Genomic DNA, 14508 nt, shown 5'->3' on the forward strand with positions numbered 1-14508 from the left:
TAGTATTGCTGATTGCAGGTGGGGTGGGGATGCTCACCCTCAAACCGGTTTCCGGAATCACGAAGTATATTGGCGTTGTCGTCCATGATATTACCGAATTGCAGCCGATTGCGATGGGGGTTTTGATGGGGATCATTTTTGCCATTTTAATTGTGACGCCGATCAGTACAGTCGGGATTGCAACGGCTATTATGTTGAACGGCATCGGTGCCGGATCTGCTAACCTTGGCATTGTCGGGGCAAGTTTTGCGCTGGCGGCTTATGGCTGGAAAGCGAATCCGCTTGGGACATCGCTGGCACATTTTCTGGGCTCGCCGAAAATGCAAATGGCCAACATCTTGTCTAAACCGAAGCTCTTCTTACCCATGGCGCTTAATGCCGGCATTCTTGGTGGTATCGGCGCCGCGTTGCAAATTCAAGGAACGCCTGCCAGTGCCGGATTTGGCTTTTCTGGTTTAGTCGGGCCACTTGCTGCACTTGATGCAATGAAGGCGGTGACGGTGGGGAATGTGCTCGAATTGACGGTCATTTTCTTCATCTTGCCGATTGGACTCGCCTATCTTAGCAATTTGCTGTTTACCAAAACCCTGCACTATCAGGTATCGGAAGACTATGCCTTGCATTACGACTAATGGCAGGTCGAAAAGCATTCACGCAACATACGTGACTTTTGAAGCTTTAGTCGGTGGCAAACAAAGAGTAGCTTCTTCATGCCACCGAGACTACATAGAGACGGGGTGTTGGCCCCGCAGTCAGCATGCAAAGCACCACTAAATATTTTTATTATTGGTATAGGCGTATAACCGTTTACATGATAAAATGAGGAAGATTTTAGTCCCTTTGAAAGCGAGGCGAGTGTCGTGTTGGCATGGTGGGCACAGCAAGAACTGTGGTTACAGATGATCGTCGGGGTGGTGGCGCTATTGATCATTGGCGGTCTCTTATGGATGTTGTTATCGCTGGTGCTGTTACCGTTATTAGCGTTATTGCAACGGCTACTGTCGCCGGTTGAGAACACCACATCAATGAGCGATCGGGATTACTTACTCGGTACGCTGACGTTAGATGTGGCGCATCATCACACTGGCGAAGTCATGGTAACCGGTGGTGGACGCGCCCGCCAGACATATCCGGCCAAGTTGTGGTCGGATAAAAGCCAGCCGCTAGATCAGGGCACAAAAGTCGTGATCATTGAACTCAAACAAGGTATTGCCTATGTTGATGCCTTGGCTACTCACAACCCTAAGGAGGGAACTGATGGAAATTTTAACTGATTATATGCCGTGGATTATTGCGGCCGTTTTATTGATCTTGCTCTTTATTTTTCTGGCCACCCATCGTAAGACCGCTTTGCCTAACGAAGTGCTGATTATTTCCGGTGCCTTGATTTCCGGCAAGCACAGTTTTCGCGATGTCAATGGCAATCGTGTCAAATTGATTACCAACGGCGGGTCTTTTATTTTACCGATTTTGCAGCGCTGGGACGTTTTAAGTCTAAATACGCGGACCATTGAAGTCGCAACGCCTGAAGTCTACACGCAACAAGGGGTTCCGATTATCGTCAACGGGACGGTTATTTTAAAAATAGGCTCCAGTCAGGAAGAAGTCGCAACCGCTGCGGAACAATTTTTAGGCAAAAATGACGAGCAGATTAATTCGGAAGCCACCGAAATTCTGGAAGGCCATTTACGGGCAATTTTGGGCACATTAACGGTTGAGGATACCTATCAGAATCGTGATGCCTTTGCCGAAAAGGTCCAGGATGTGGCGAGTTCCGATTTAGCCAAAATGGGTTTACAGATTATTTCGTTCACGATCAAAGATATTGCCGACAAGAACGGTTATCTGGACTCACTGGGTAAGAAGCAGATTGCGGAAGTTAAGAAGAACGCCGCTGTAGCCGAAGCAGCTGCCAATCGCGATACCCGGATTCAACAGGCACAAGCAGATCAGGAAGCAAAGCAGCAGGAAATTGAACGCCAGACCCAAATTGCTGACGCCGAACGGGAACAGCAGGTCAAGATGGCTGACTTCAAAAAGCAACAAGAAATTGCCCAGGCGCAAGCTGATCAGGCCGCGATTGTTGAACAGATGAAGGCCAAGCAGGTTCAAAAAGAAAAAGACATTGAATTAGCCCAAAAGAACGCCGAGTTGCAGGAACAGGAACTGAATGCAACCGTGCGTAAACAAGCGGATGCGGACTTGTATAAAGCCCAGCGTGCCGCCGAAGCCCAAAAAGCAACCCAGATCGCGGCCGCTGAAGCATCAGCAAAAGAGGTTGAATTGGATGCCGAAGCCAAAGCAAATGCAACCAAGGCGATTGGGGAAGCAGAAGCCGGCAAGACCAAGGCGATCGGGCTTGCTCAAGCGGAAGCGATTGCTAAACAAGCGGAAGCAGCACGGCAACTTGATGAGTCTGGCCGCTTCAAGATGACGATTGAAGCAATGCCGAAGATTATTGAGGCTGCTATGAGTCCGTATGCAAATGTTGACTCGATCAAGCTTTATGGCGATGGCGACCTGACGAATCAAACCAGCGGCAGTTTGGTCAAGCAACTGGACATGTTGCAAGAAGTTGCCGGCATCGATATTCGCGGGATGTTAAATGGCGCACTGATGCATCAGGCTGGTAATCAACCGGTTGTCGATGCGATCAAGCACCACGAGCAACCAGCAGCCAAAGCGCCTGACACCAAGCAACCAGCACCGGCGCCAAAGAGTGATCAACCGGCCACTACCGAGCAAGCGGCATCAAGTACACCATCGCGCATGGCCGAGAAGCAAAAGTAGTCATGAGTGAAATTCAGAATGATTGAGCTTAATTAAAAAAGTGGCTCCGTTTGCGATTGTTGTAAAATCGCAACGGAGCCACTTTTTGGTTGATGTCTAAAGAAATTAATACGCTAAGCAATTCCTTCAATGTATGGCGCCGGGCGGTGAAAATTTTGATGAATACTACTATAAATCACGCGGATGGCTTTGTCGTAGTCTTTATCATTTACGCCAATTAATAAATTGATGTCATCATTGGTCTGGCTGACAAGCTGGACATTGAGCAGGTTGTCGTCTAGATAGGCGAGGACCTTACCGGCAATTGCCGGTCGTTGCCGTAACTTTCGGGAAACCATCGCAATGAGCGCAACATTTTCAGTGACCTCGAGTTTATCAGGCTGACACGCTGCTTTAATTGCTGCCGTGAGTTCGTGAACGGAAATCTGATGGCGTGGTTCGCGAATTAACAGACTAAAACTGTCAATGCCGGTGGGGAGATAATCAACGACCAGATGATGGTCAGCAATGACGTCCAGTGCATGCTGAATGATATCGAGGTGTAATGCGAGTTGATATTGCCGAATCGTCACCACCAGATAATGCTTGCGGCCAGCAATCCCGGTAATGATCCGCATATCATTTGCCGGATCATCATCTTGAATAATCAAGGTGCCGGGATCTTCTGGGACGTTCGTGTTAAGAATGCGAGTTGGAATGCCACTTTCTCGCACTGGCTGGACCGCCTCTTCCTGAAAAACACTGAAGCCCATGTAGGTCAATTCGCGCAATTCATCATAACTCATTACGTCAATACTATCGGCATCTTGAATAATTCGCGGATCGGCCATTTTGATTCCGGAAACATCGGTCCAATTTTCGTAAAGATCAGCTTGAGCCAGCCGCGCCAACCACGCACCGGAAATGTCGGAACCGCCGCGCGCCATGATTTGTACGTGACCGGCAGCATTTTGCCCGTAGAATCCGGGAACAACTATCCCATGATGACGCGGTAGCCGCCGATAAGCAGCTAATGTTTTGGCTTCATCAATCGCCCCGTTTTGATCAAAAAAGAGGAGATCAGCAGCATCAACGAAGGTATAGCCCAAATAGGCAGCCATCAGTTGGGCGGTTAAAAACTCACCGCGCGAAACCAGATAATCGCGCGAGTAATGAGTGGCGATGTGATGACGAATCGTATTCATGAGTTTTATGAGCGGCACATGCAAATGTAAAGCCTGATTGATAGCTTCCAGTCGGGCTGCCACTTGAGCAAAAAGCGGGGTGACATCACGACCGGCTTCGAATCCATCCGCAATCAGATAAAGGGTATCAGTCAACTTGCGGGTTGCATCGCCATATTTACCGGCTGCACTGATGACAACGATTTGGCGCTGCGGGTCTTGGTTGATAATGGCTTTGACTTTTTGAAACTGCCCGGCGTCGGCAACCGAACTACCGCCGAATTTAACGACTTTCATTCGATTACCCCCTGATCAACTTGTTCTTTAACGTTACGGGTGGTCAGTTCACTATCGCCAATGGCTGCCATGAAGGCATGAGCGTCAATTGCCAAAACGCCACGCATGAGCCGATGCATTTCGCCGGTCGGGATTTGTTTGATTAAGAGATGATCCCGAACGACTTCGGTGTCTTTATCGTTAAACATGGCAAACGTGATCGGATCGGCTCGCAGCAAGTAATCAGCAGTATTCAGATCTGCATCGAATTGTAAGTTCTGATCAAAGTGCCGCGTCAGATGCGGGGCATTTTCCAGAATGTCGAAAAGATCCTGAACAATGGCATTAGCAGTCGGATATTTACCGGCGCCTTGACCATAAAACTGCAAATCGCCAATGGTCTGGCCGTGCAGTCGGATCAGGTTGAAGTTTTCAAACGTGTTAGCCGCCAAAGCAGTCGCCGGATAAAGGCGCGGTTCAACGACCATACTATAATGGTTGCCAACCCGTCTGCTCTTGCCAATTAGTCGTAAAACCTGATGACGACTGGCGAAAAAGTCAATATCGGCTTTGGTGACATTACGAATGCCAAACTTAGGAACATCGCGCGGCGGAACCATATCGTAAGCCAAGGCGGCCGAAATTTTGAGTTTGTTTACCACGTCATCACCGTCGATATCCGCACTGGGATCGGCTTCGGCATAACCCATGTCTTTAGCTGCCAACAAAACCGGGTCAAAATCGAGATGCGCCCGCTGCATTTGATCCAGAATATAATTACTCGTACCATTAAAGATGCCTTCGATGGTATCAATTTGGTCAATGCGAGCAGCACGTTCCAAATTGCGAATCCAGGGAATGCCGCCACCAGTAGTTGCTTCAAAATAAAAGCGAACGTGATGCTGAGCCGCCGTTGTGATGAATTCAGGCAGGTGTTGCGCAACGACAGCTTTATTGGCGGTCACCACATGTTTACCGTGCTGCAGTGCACGTAGGATATAATCATAAGCAGGATGCAAGCCGCCAATAGCCTCAACGACAACATCAATGTTGGGGTCAGCAAGGATAGCGTCGAAATTTGTTGTCATCTCAGGCATCGTAGCTGGGTGGGTTGGGCGAATGAAAATAGCAGTGACCCGCATTCGGCGATCACCATTTTCAACGATGTCATAAACGCCGCTACCGACAGTACCAAAACCTAAGATGGCAATATTCATTTTCTTCAGCTCCTTGTATATAAAATATAGACACTTGTTTTTCTAATGCGAACAGATTATCATATCCTTATTCCAAAAACAAGTCGGATCAGATAGGAGTCGTTCACATGCGATACACAAGTACACGGGATCAGCGCGTTAGCAAGACTGGACAACAAGCGATCAAGCAAGGCATCTCCGAAGAAGGCGGGTTATTTGTTTTACCGCATCTAACGGATTACCGCTTGAATCTTCAAAATTTATTAGGTAAAGATTATGAAACGATTGCTCAGAATGTTCTCACGACCCTGTTGCCTGATTTTAACACTGCTGCGTTGAAAAAGGCGATCCAATTTGCCTATCATAAAAATTTTTCTGATCGCCGGCTGACGCCTGTTCGGTCTGTGGGTGATTTTCATGTTTTAGAGCTGTTTCATGGCCCAACCAGCGCCTTTAAAGACTTGGGGTTGCAACTACTACCGCAACTGATGCGCCTGGCACTGGATCCGGAAGATCGCATCATGATCTTAGCCGCAACCAGTGGCGATACCGGGACTGCGGCGTTGCAAGGGTTCAAAAATGTCGCCCAAACCGGGATTACCGTCTTTTATCCTGATCATGGGGTTAGTCCGATTCAGGAGCGGCAAATGTTAACGACAACCGGCAATAACACACGGGTTTTCCCAATTGGCGGTAACTTTGATCAAGCGCAGAGTGCCGTTAAAGATCTCTTTACCGACACCGGTTTTGCGGCGCGTTTGCAGGCGGAACAAGTAACGCTTTCGGCCGCCAATTCGATTAATATCGGGCGTTTGATTCCTCAGGTGGTTTATTATTTTTCCGCCTACTTGCAACTGGTTGAATCAGGTGCCATTGAGCTTGGTCAAAAGGTTAATTTCACTGTTCCAACTGGCAACTTTGGGGATGTCCTAGCTGGTTTCTATGCGAAGTTAATGGGGTTGCCGATTCATCAACTAATTGCCGCGGCCAACGCCAACCATGAACTGGCGGACTTTCTTGAAACCGGTATTTATGATCGCAATCGTCCGTTCCTAAAGACGGTGGCGCCAAGTATGGATATTCAGATTTCCAGTAACTTGGAACGGCTACTCTACTATAAGAGTGGTGAAGATAGCAGTTATGTGGCTAAATTAATGGAAGAATTGGCCACAACCGGCCGCTATCAGGTACGGCCCGATGTTTTGGCAGCGATTCAGGCTGATTTTGCTGGCGGTTTTGCCGCAGATGCACAGATTGCAGCTTCAATTGCTGCGGTTTGGAAGCAAAACGACTATTTGTTGGATCCTCACACGGCTGTCGGCTACCATGTGATGCAGCAATATCGGGAGACAACCGGTGATTCGACCCCTAATGTGCTACTCGCAACGGCTAGTCCATACAAATTTCCACGCGCGGTTGCTCAAGCCCTTGACTTGCCGGTGACAGGTGACGACTTTGCTGTGATGACCCAGTTGCATCAAATGAGTGGTGTTCCGATTCCTGCTAATCTAGCGCGCTTGGCAACTTTGACTGCCCAACCTAAACACGTGGTGGCGCCGGAAGAAATGGGCCAGGCGATCATTGCAGCCGCAAAGGAGGTTTTTAACAATGATCAGCGTGTCCGTTCCGGCAACAAGCGCTAATTTAGGCGTTGGTTATGACGTTTTAGGATTAGCCCTTGATCTCAAAGCTCGGTTCACCTTCGAAGCGAGCACCCAAAAGCTTGAGATTTTTGGGGATGATCCCGACTTTGCCAATGAGCATAACTTGATTTATCAGGCATTTGTGACATTTGCCAAAGCGGTTGATCAACCAGTGCCAAATTTAAGGATTACGGTCGATTCGAACATTCCTAGTTCGCGCGGCTTGGGAAGTTCGGCCACGTGTGTTGTTGGCGGAATTGCCGCGGCGAATGCGTGGTTTCATGCCGGCTGGGATCGGACTCAGCTTTTGAAGCTTGCAGCGAAAATGGAAGGGCATCCGGACAATGCTGCCCCTGCAATTTTTGGTCAGCTGTGTGCGACTATTTTGGCAGATGCAGAGCCCATTGTGCGCCAGTATCCGGTCAGCTCACAGTTGCAGTTAGTGACATTCATCCCTGATTATGCTGTGAGCACTGCAGAAGCACGAAAAATCCTTCCTACAACGATGACTTACGCAGATGCTGCTTATCAGATGGGACGATGTGTTCTAATGACGCGGGCGTTGGCAGATGGTGATTTACCGCTTTTACATCAAGTGGCCCATGATCGGATGCAGGAGCCTTATCGCGCCACATTGATTCCGGACTATCAGGCTGTCCGTCAATTGGTTACCGCAGCCAATGGCGTTTTGTTGATCTCGGGTTCAGGATCGACCATGCTTGCAATCGTTGAGGGAGCAGCGGCTGCTCGCCAGTTGCAAGCAGCCGCCAGCCAACAATGGCCAGCATGGCGCGTGCAGATCGTCCAGCCGAGTACAGAAGGGGTGCGGGTTTCAGAAAGCTGAACAATATCAAAAAACGCCAAGCCCTGACACTTGGCGTTTTTGCGTCTAAATCTTGAAAAACTGTTATCCTATTAGTATCTTCATGAATGCAGATTGCCAGTATGGTATAATTCTGGGGCGACGAGCTGAAGGCAATATTCATTTTGACCAACCGCTCAGGGAAAATTATTAGTGCAGTTTGGACCCGCTGAGACAACTTGCCACTGCACTTTCAATGAAAATTTCATGGTACCCGGCATTCTTTTGCCCGCACCTAATCGAACGAGGAGATTATCATTCAGATGAAAGATACACCTAGTTTTACCCCCATCCTGCTTGGCAGTGATATGAACGTGTATGGTATGGCGCGTTCGTTCCACGAGATGATCGGCGGGGCGATTGATGTCTATGCGCGTGAACAGCTGGCCCCAACACGCTTTTCACGAATCGTAAATGTCCATCTGATTAAGCAATTTGATTCTGACCCGACTTTTATCGAAAAAATGCGTGAAGTTGCGCATCTGCACGCGGCTTCGGCTGGCCGTCTGCTGCTAATTGCGTGCGGTGACACATATGCACAATTGGTATCCAAACATAAAGATGAATTAAGTCAGTGGTTTATCTGTCCATATGTTGACTATGATCTTTTAAAACGCCTTAACAGTAAGGAAAGCTTTTACCAGGTTTGTGAAGAATACCATCTTCCTTACCCAGCCACTAAGATCGTGACCAAGTCAATGTATGAAAGCAACGCCACAATTACGGCGCCATTTGAATTTCCAGTGGCGCTGAAACCGACCGATTCGGTGGAATGGTTGAATATCCACTTTGAAGGGCGTAAAAAGGCATTCACGATTCATTCCCAAGTCGAATTGACCAACACCATCGCCAAGATTTATGACAATGGGTATACATCTGACTTAATTCTTCAAGACTTTGTACCGGGTGATGACAGCAATATGCGGACGTTGAATTGTTATGTGGACCAATATCATCATGTCAAAATGATGTGTCTGGGTCATCCGCTACTTGAAGATCCCACACCAGCGTCCATCGGGAATTATGTGGCGATTATGCCGGCTTTTGATCAGACATTGTATGATCAAATCAAAGAATTTCTCGAAGCCATCAAGTTTACCGGTTTTGCTAACTTTGATATGAAGTATGATCACCGCGACAACACGTTTAAGTTATTTGAAATTAATATTCGGCAGGGTCGCAGCAGCTTTTTCGTGACCCTGAATGGCTATAATCTTGCCAGCTGGCCGGTGCGCGATTATATCACCGGCGATCTCAAAAATGCGCCGACTGTTTATGGCAATTCCGATCGCAGCAAGTACAAATTATGGCTTGGGGTGCCTGAACGGGTCTTCAAGCAATACTCCGCCGACAACGAGGCCAAGCGGGAAGCGTTGAAGTTGATCAAAGAAAAGCGCTACGGGACGACGGTCTTTTACAAACCAGATATGACGCTTAAACGCTGGCTATTACTGAAATATATGTTTCATAATTATGTTGGTCGCTTTAAGCAGTATTTTGCGGAAAACAAAGGCGATGTGTGATAAAATAAACATGTTAGGGACACCTAAACTTGCAAGGGGGCATTTCTTTTGGTTACTGAAAATGATTTAACGATTGAATCCGTACATTATAATCGGCTGTTATTGGCGATTGATGATGATGATGACGACTCCTCGCGCAAGGCATTGAACTACGCCTGCACGGTTGCCAAGATCTATGATATTCCGCTGGGGATTGTATCGGTGCTTGAAACCGGCGATCTGAATATTTTTCAGTCATTGACGCCTGAGGATGTTGAAGCAGCACGGGAAAAAATGGCGAAGAACCTGAATACTTATGTTGAAAAAGCCCGTGAGTTTGGCGTGCAGAAGGCCCAGCCGATTATCGCTGAAGGTCGACCGGCAGCGGCACTGCTTGACGAGGTTATTCCAGCGTTCAAGCCGGACTTGGTTATCATGGGTTCACACGTACGTCGTGGCCGTCTGCGACTGGGCCACGTTGCAAGCGAAGTAGCCCGCGATGCAGCGGTATCCGTTATTATTGTCCGTTAATTGTCAGTGCTATGATTCAAATAAGCAGCCGTGAGATTTGATTAAAGTCCGCGGCTGCTATTTTTGTGTGAGCGCGAGCCGGCGCGTTTAGGGATCGGAGTGTAAGTGGCCTCAGGCGTGATGGCCGGTCTTTGGCCATTGCGCCTGAGGTCCTTACACGCAGACTTCTGCGCCGGGGAGCGCGTTATGGGCGTAAACCAGAACATAAGTGGCCACTGCAACCAAGGTCCTTACACGCAAATCCCTGCGCCAGCAAACACGTTATGAGCATAAGTCAGCGCGGTTAATAAGCACTATGCTACCTGTCAGGCAAAATCGAAATGAGGAGCGTTTATGCAGTATCAAAATGTCAGTGTCGGGCAACTGATCCGGCGCGTGAGTCGGTTTACGGTTGAACTTGCGATTGATGGCGTGACGACATCGGTACATATGAACAACACTGGCCGGAATAAGGAAATTCTAGTGCCGGGTTCGCTGGCCAGTGTCCGTTATGTGAATCATCCCAACCGGAAGACGCACTATGATCTGCTTGCGGTAAACCGGCAGAATCGTTGGATTAATATAGACAGCTTAGCCCCCAACCACGTTGCCAGAGAATGCTTGGAGGCTGGCACCATGAAATTGCCCGGATTATCCTTGCCTTATGCGGTTCGTCCCGAGACCACCTGGCGCGATTCCCGGCTTGATTTTGCGGGAACTGCGGCTGATGGCCAATCATGGTTTGTTGAAACTAAAGGCGTCACATTAGCCAACCAAACATTGGCGGCGTTTCCCGATGCTCCCACCACGCGAGCGCTGAAGCATGTGCACACGCTGACAATGGCCCAAGCGGCAGGCTATCAGGCATTTTTGGTTTTTATTGTGCAGTTACCCAATATTCAGCAAATGACGATTTATCGTGAACGGTTTCCAGAGCTTGTCACCGCAATCACAACTGCCAAGCAAAACGGTGTGCGCGTCTTGGCTTATGACACGATGACGGGTCCGGATTTTATTACTTTGGGCCAGCCGATCCTGTTTGACGAGCATCTGCCATTTACGGAAATGAACCTGACGAGTTTGTGAAATATGAGAATTCGGTCATGATATTTTCATATTAACTTGACAACGATTACGATGCACGATTAGCGGGTCATCAATCGTCCCTAGCCCTCAATCCTATGCCGATGAGGGCTTTTTTGTTGTGGCTAAAATTTTCAGCAAGTGAAAACGCCAGCGTGTCTTGAAAATGAAAATGAGATTCCGTGATTTGAATCACACACAAATGACTCGTACAATGGTTAGCATTGTTTCAATTCGATGACAACTGTTTCTGAAACAGAACAAAATCGCAACATCAGGTAAGTAGCGATTTTAAAAAGTACCGGGCACCAAGGCGATATCTTAATTCGTTAAGGGGCCTGAGAGGAGTGAGCAAATGCAACACAAGATTGAAAATGATGCTGAAACCAAAATCGAAGTGAGTGGTTTAACCAAGATTTTTGGCAAACGAATCAATCGTGCCAAAGAAATGTTAAAGCAAGGGAAAACCAAGGCTGAGATTCTAAAGGCTACGGGCGCAACCGTGGGTGTTGATCAAGCTGATTTCACCATTAAAAAAGGTGAAATCTTCGTTATCATGGGGCTTTCTGGTTCGGGTAAATCAACCACACTGCGAATGCTGAATCGGTTAATTGAACCGACTGCCGGACAAGTTCTGATTGATGGTGATGATATTGCCAAGTTGGACAAGCAACACCTGCGTGAAGTGCGGCGGCAAAAGCTGAGCATGGTATTTCAAGGCTTCGCGCTATTGCCTAACCGAACTGTTTTACAAAACGCGGCGTTTGGCTTGGAAATTCAGGGGATGGATAAATCCGAACGTGAAGCTAAAGCCAACAAAGCGCTTGATTTAGTGGGATTAGACGGGTTTGCCGATCAATTTCCTGATCAATTATCTGGCGGGATGCAACAACGTGTCGGCTTGGCGCGCGCGTTGGCCAGTGATGCCGAGATTCTCTTAATGGACGAGGCCTTTTCTGCGCTTGATCCGTTAAATCGGCGGGATATGCAAGACGAATTGTTGGATCTGCAAGAAGAAATGCACAAGACGATTGTTTTCATATCCCATGATCTGAATGAAGCGTTGCGGATTGGCGATCACATCATGATTATGAAAGACGGCGAGATCGTTCAAATCGGGACGCCAGAAGAGATTCTGAGTCAACCTGCTGATGATTACGTTGAGAAGTTCATTGAAGGTGTGGATCGGAGTCAGGTTTATACCGCAGCTAATGTTATGATTCGCGCTAACACCGTGAATATCGACAAGGATGGTCCGCGTTTGGCAGCACGGCGGATGCGTGACAACGAGATTTCCAGCTTGTATGTTGTCAACACCAAGCGACAATTAGTAGGAATCTTGGATGCCGATGATGTTCGTGCGGCCATTGATAGCGGGAAAAAGGACTTAACCACGATTGTTAAGACCGACGTACCGACAACAAAAATGGATACGCCGTTAGCTGACCTGCTGGATGCTGTGTCGACTACTTCAGTTCCGTATGCTGTCATCGATGATCAGAAACGACTTCGCGGGATTATCATTCGCGGTGCCGTTCTTGGCGCACTCTCAGGACAGGAGGTCAATGTCAATGTTTAATCTTTTAGTTACCATCCCAACGTTACCATTAGCACATTGGATTGATTCCTTCGTGGACTGGCTCACTCAATTTGCCGGGTTCTTCGGTGTGCTGACGAACTTTATCGGAACGATTGTCAATGCCTTTCAAGCGGTCTTTGATTTCATTCCGATTTGGCTGTTTATCATCTTAATTATGGCGCTGACTTGGTACCTTAAGCGAGGGCAGAAGTATCGCAGTTTGCTGATTTTCGAATTAGTGGGGCTGTTGTTAATCTGGAATCTGGGATTTTGGCGCGATATGACGCAGACGCTGACCTTGGTTCTGACCGCAAGCTTGTTGGCAATTGTCATCGGCATTCCACTGGGTATCTGGGCTGCTGAAAGTAAAACCGTTTCGGCGATTGTCAAGCCGTTGATGGACTTTATGCAGACCATGCCAGCCTTTGTTTATTTGATTCCCGCCGTGGCATTCTTTGGTATCGGGATGGTTCCCGGCGTTGTTGCGTCAGTCATTTTCGCGATGCCGCCGACAGTTCGGATGACGCAATTGGGAATTGAACAGGTACCAGCTGACTTGAATGAAGCAGCCGTTGCATTTGGTGCTACGAGTTGGCAGCAGCTGATCAAAGTGCAGCTGCCCTTTGCCCGCGGCACCATTATGGCCGGCATTAATCAAAGTATGATGTTGGCTTTATCCATGGTCGTAATTGCATCCATGATCGGGGCAATGGGCCTAGGTACCAAGGTTTACTTTGCTGTGGGTCGTAACGACGCTGGCGGCGGGTTTGTTGCCGGTTTGGCGATTGTTATTCTGGCAATCATTCTGGATCGGATTACCCAAAGTCTCAATCGCACGCGCTAGGAGGTGGCTGTTTGACTTTTTATAAAAAAATCATTGCGGCACTGGCGATGGTAGCCACGGTTGGCTTTTTGACCGCATGCAGCAGTACCCAACCTAAGTACGATGCCAAAAAGCCTCTAGGGCCGCAAATTAACTATACGATTACCGGAATCGATGCAGGTGCCGGCATCATGAGCAGTACCGATAAGGCCTTGAAGGCATACGGACTGGAAGAAAAGAATTGGCAGTTGCAACCAAGCTCGACCGCGGCGATGACCAGTACACTGCAAAAGGCGATTGCCGATAAGCGGCCCATTGTGGTGACCGGCTGGACGCCGCACTGGATGTTCACCAAGTTTCCGTTGAAATTTTTGAAGGATCCTAAGAATGTCTATGGTAAAGCCGAACAGATTCATACGATTGTGCGTAAAGGGCTTAAGCAAGATGCTCCGCAAGCCTACCAGGTGCTTGATCAATTTCACTGGACGCCCAAAGAAATTTCTAGTGTGATGTTGGCGGTGAACAATGGCCAGGATCCTGCTGCAGCTGCAAAAGCATACGTGAAGAAACATCCGGAGCAAATTGCTCAATGGACTAAGGGTGTTAGTCATGTTAGCGGTAGTCCTAAATTAACCCTGACCTATATTGCCTGGGATTCGGAAATTGCCTCCACAAACGTTGTGGCGACCGTTTTGCGGCAAATGGGTTATAAAGTGACGATTCGCGCGATGGAGCCGCAGCCGGTTTGGGCATCAGTTGCGACTAAAGCAGCAGATGCACAGGTATCGGCGTGGTTGCCAAACACTGCCGCCAAGTTATACGCCGATTATAAGAACCAGGTTGTTGATCTTGGCGTGAATATGGATGGCGCTCGGGTCGGTTTGGCCGTTCCAAAGTATATGAAGAATATCAATAGCATTGAAGATTTGAAGTAACCATCATTAAAACGCTGAGGGTACGGTTCGTCATGAAGACGGATCATATCCTTGGCGTTTTTACATAGGCAGATGATTTGCTTTCTCATCTTTTCGTGCCTAGTATAACCGCGGAAGCAGCTTTAATAACACGCCAAAACTGGCAG

The 14508-nt window shown here is 48.1% G+C and carries 13 protein-coding genes; 11 read left to right on the top strand and 2 right to left on the bottom strand.

Features of this window, described 5'->3' with window-relative positions; translation table 11 throughout:
- The 3 genes from ACWP87_RS08770 to ACWP87_RS08780 form a co-directional block, all read left to right on the top strand.
- Positions 1–632 (top strand): PTS sugar transporter subunit IIC (locus ACWP87_RS08770; protein WP_032953766.1); only part of this gene is annotated, 632 nt, incomplete at its 5' end.
- A gap of 228 nt (positions 633–860) precedes the next feature.
- Entirely contained in the window at positions 861–1274 is a 414-nt protein-coding gene (locus ACWP87_RS08775) for a hypothetical protein (RefSeq protein WP_014569940.1), read from the top strand.
- The gene (locus tag ACWP87_RS08780; protein ID WP_005684715.1) at positions 1258–2790 is read left to right on the top strand and encodes a flotillin family protein; all 1533 of its coding nucleotides are present in this window, start codon (positions 1258–1260) and stop codon (positions 2788–2790) included. The genes ACWP87_RS08775 and ACWP87_RS08780 overlap by 17 nt, the downstream gene beginning before the upstream one ends.
- Before the next feature lie 113 nt (positions 2791–2903).
- Here ACWP87_RS08780 and ACWP87_RS08785 read toward each other — a convergent pair whose 3' ends face one another.
- Together ACWP87_RS08785 and ACWP87_RS08790 are read right to left on the bottom strand one after the other, a co-directional pair.
- Positions 2904–4250 carry an aspartate kinase gene (locus tag ACWP87_RS08785; protein WP_014569939.1) on the bottom strand — a complete coding sequence of 449 codons (1347 nt, stop codon included), beginning with the start codon at positions 4248–4250 and terminating at the stop codon, positions 2904–2906.
- Positions 4247–5446, bottom strand: coding sequence for a homoserine dehydrogenase (locus ACWP87_RS08790; RefSeq protein ID WP_014569938.1), 1200 nt, complete (start codon positions 5444–5446; stop codon positions 4247–4249). The genes ACWP87_RS08785 and ACWP87_RS08790 overlap by 4 nt, the downstream gene beginning before the upstream one ends.
- A gap of 107 nt (positions 5447–5553) precedes the next feature.
- Here ACWP87_RS08790 and thrC point away from each other — a divergent pair, with 107 nt between their 5' ends.
- The 8 genes from thrC to ACWP87_RS08830 all read left to right on the top strand — a co-directional run bounded on the left by thrC (position 5554) and on the right by ACWP87_RS08830 (position 14362).
- Positions 5554–7068: a threonine synthase gene (thrC, locus tag ACWP87_RS08795; protein ID WP_014569937.1), complete on the top strand. Its 1515-nt coding sequence runs from the start codon at positions 5554–5556 to the stop codon at positions 7066–7068.
- Positions 7034–7912, top strand: a complete 879-nt coding sequence (gene thrB, locus ACWP87_RS08800; RefSeq protein ID WP_014569936.1) for a homoserine kinase — start codon at positions 7034–7036, stop codon at positions 7910–7912. The genes thrC and thrB overlap by 35 nt, the downstream gene beginning before the upstream one ends.
- Before the next feature lie 281 nt (positions 7913–8193).
- On the top strand, positions 8194–9453 hold the full coding sequence (locus ACWP87_RS08805; RefSeq protein WP_005684720.1) for a carboxylate--amine ligase: 1260 nt from the start codon (positions 8194–8196) through the stop codon (positions 9451–9453).
- Positions 9454–9501: 48 nt separating this feature from the next.
- Positions 9502–9963, top strand: coding sequence for a universal stress protein (locus ACWP87_RS08810; RefSeq protein WP_005684721.1), 462 nt, complete (start codon positions 9502–9504; stop codon positions 9961–9963).
- 333 nt (positions 9964–10296) lie between these two features.
- Complete coding sequence (gene sfsA / locus ACWP87_RS08815) at positions 10297–11028, top strand: DNA/RNA nuclease SfsA (RefSeq protein WP_014569934.1); 732 nt, start codon at positions 10297–10299, stop codon at positions 11026–11028.
- Positions 11029–11380: 352 nt separating this feature from the next.
- On the top strand, positions 11381–12604 hold the full coding sequence (locus ACWP87_RS08820) for a quaternary amine ABC transporter ATP-binding protein (RefSeq protein WP_005713097.1): 1224 nt from the start codon (positions 11381–11383) through the stop codon (positions 12602–12604).
- Positions 12597–13448, top strand: coding sequence for an ABC transporter permease (locus ACWP87_RS08825; RefSeq protein ID WP_005684724.1), 852 nt, complete (start codon positions 12597–12599; stop codon positions 13446–13448). Before ACWP87_RS08820 ends, ACWP87_RS08825 begins: the two co-directional genes overlap by 8 nt.
- Before the next feature lie 11 nt (positions 13449–13459).
- Complete coding sequence (locus tag ACWP87_RS08830; protein WP_014569933.1) at positions 13460–14362, top strand: glycine betaine ABC transporter substrate-binding protein; 903 nt, start codon at positions 13460–13462, stop codon at positions 14360–14362.
- The last annotated feature ends 146 nt before the right edge of the window (positions 14363–14508 follow it).

It is taken from the genome of Lacticaseibacillus sp. 22 (assembly GCF_055413445.1).

Excerpts from the sequence above, each read along its gene's own strand:
- ACWP87_RS08805 (WP_005684720.1), top strand. The coding sequence starts at position 8,194 with ATGAAAGATACACCTAGTTTTACCCCCATCCTGCTTGGCAGTGATATG.
- ACWP87_RS08790 (WP_014569938.1), bottom strand. The coding sequence starts at position 5,446 with ATGAATATTGCCATCTTAGGTTTTGGTACTGTCGGTAGCGGCGTTTAT.
- sfsA (WP_014569934.1), top strand. The coding sequence starts at position 10,297 with ATGCAGTATCAAAATGTCAGTGTCGGGCAACTGATCCGGCGCGTGAGT.
- thrB (WP_014569936.1), top strand. The coding sequence starts at position 7,034 with ATGATCAGCGTGTCCGTTCCGGCAACAAGCGCTAATTTAGGCGTTGGT.
- ACWP87_RS08820 (WP_005713097.1), top strand. The coding sequence starts at position 11,381 with ATGCAACACAAGATTGAAAATGATGCTGAAACCAAAATCGAAGTGAGT.
- ACWP87_RS08785 (WP_014569939.1), bottom strand. The coding sequence starts at position 4,250 with ATGAAAGTCGTTAAATTCGGCGGTAGTTCGGTTGCCGACGCCGGGCAG.
- ACWP87_RS08825 (WP_005684724.1), top strand. The coding sequence starts at position 12,597 with ATGTTTAATCTTTTAGTTACCATCCCAACGTTACCATTAGCACATTGG.
- thrC (WP_014569937.1), top strand. The coding sequence starts at position 5,554 with ATGCGATACACAAGTACACGGGATCAGCGCGTTAGCAAGACTGGACAA.
- ACWP87_RS08780 (WP_005684715.1), top strand. The coding sequence starts at position 1,258 with ATGGAAATTTTAACTGATTATATGCCGTGGATTATTGCGGCCGTTTTA.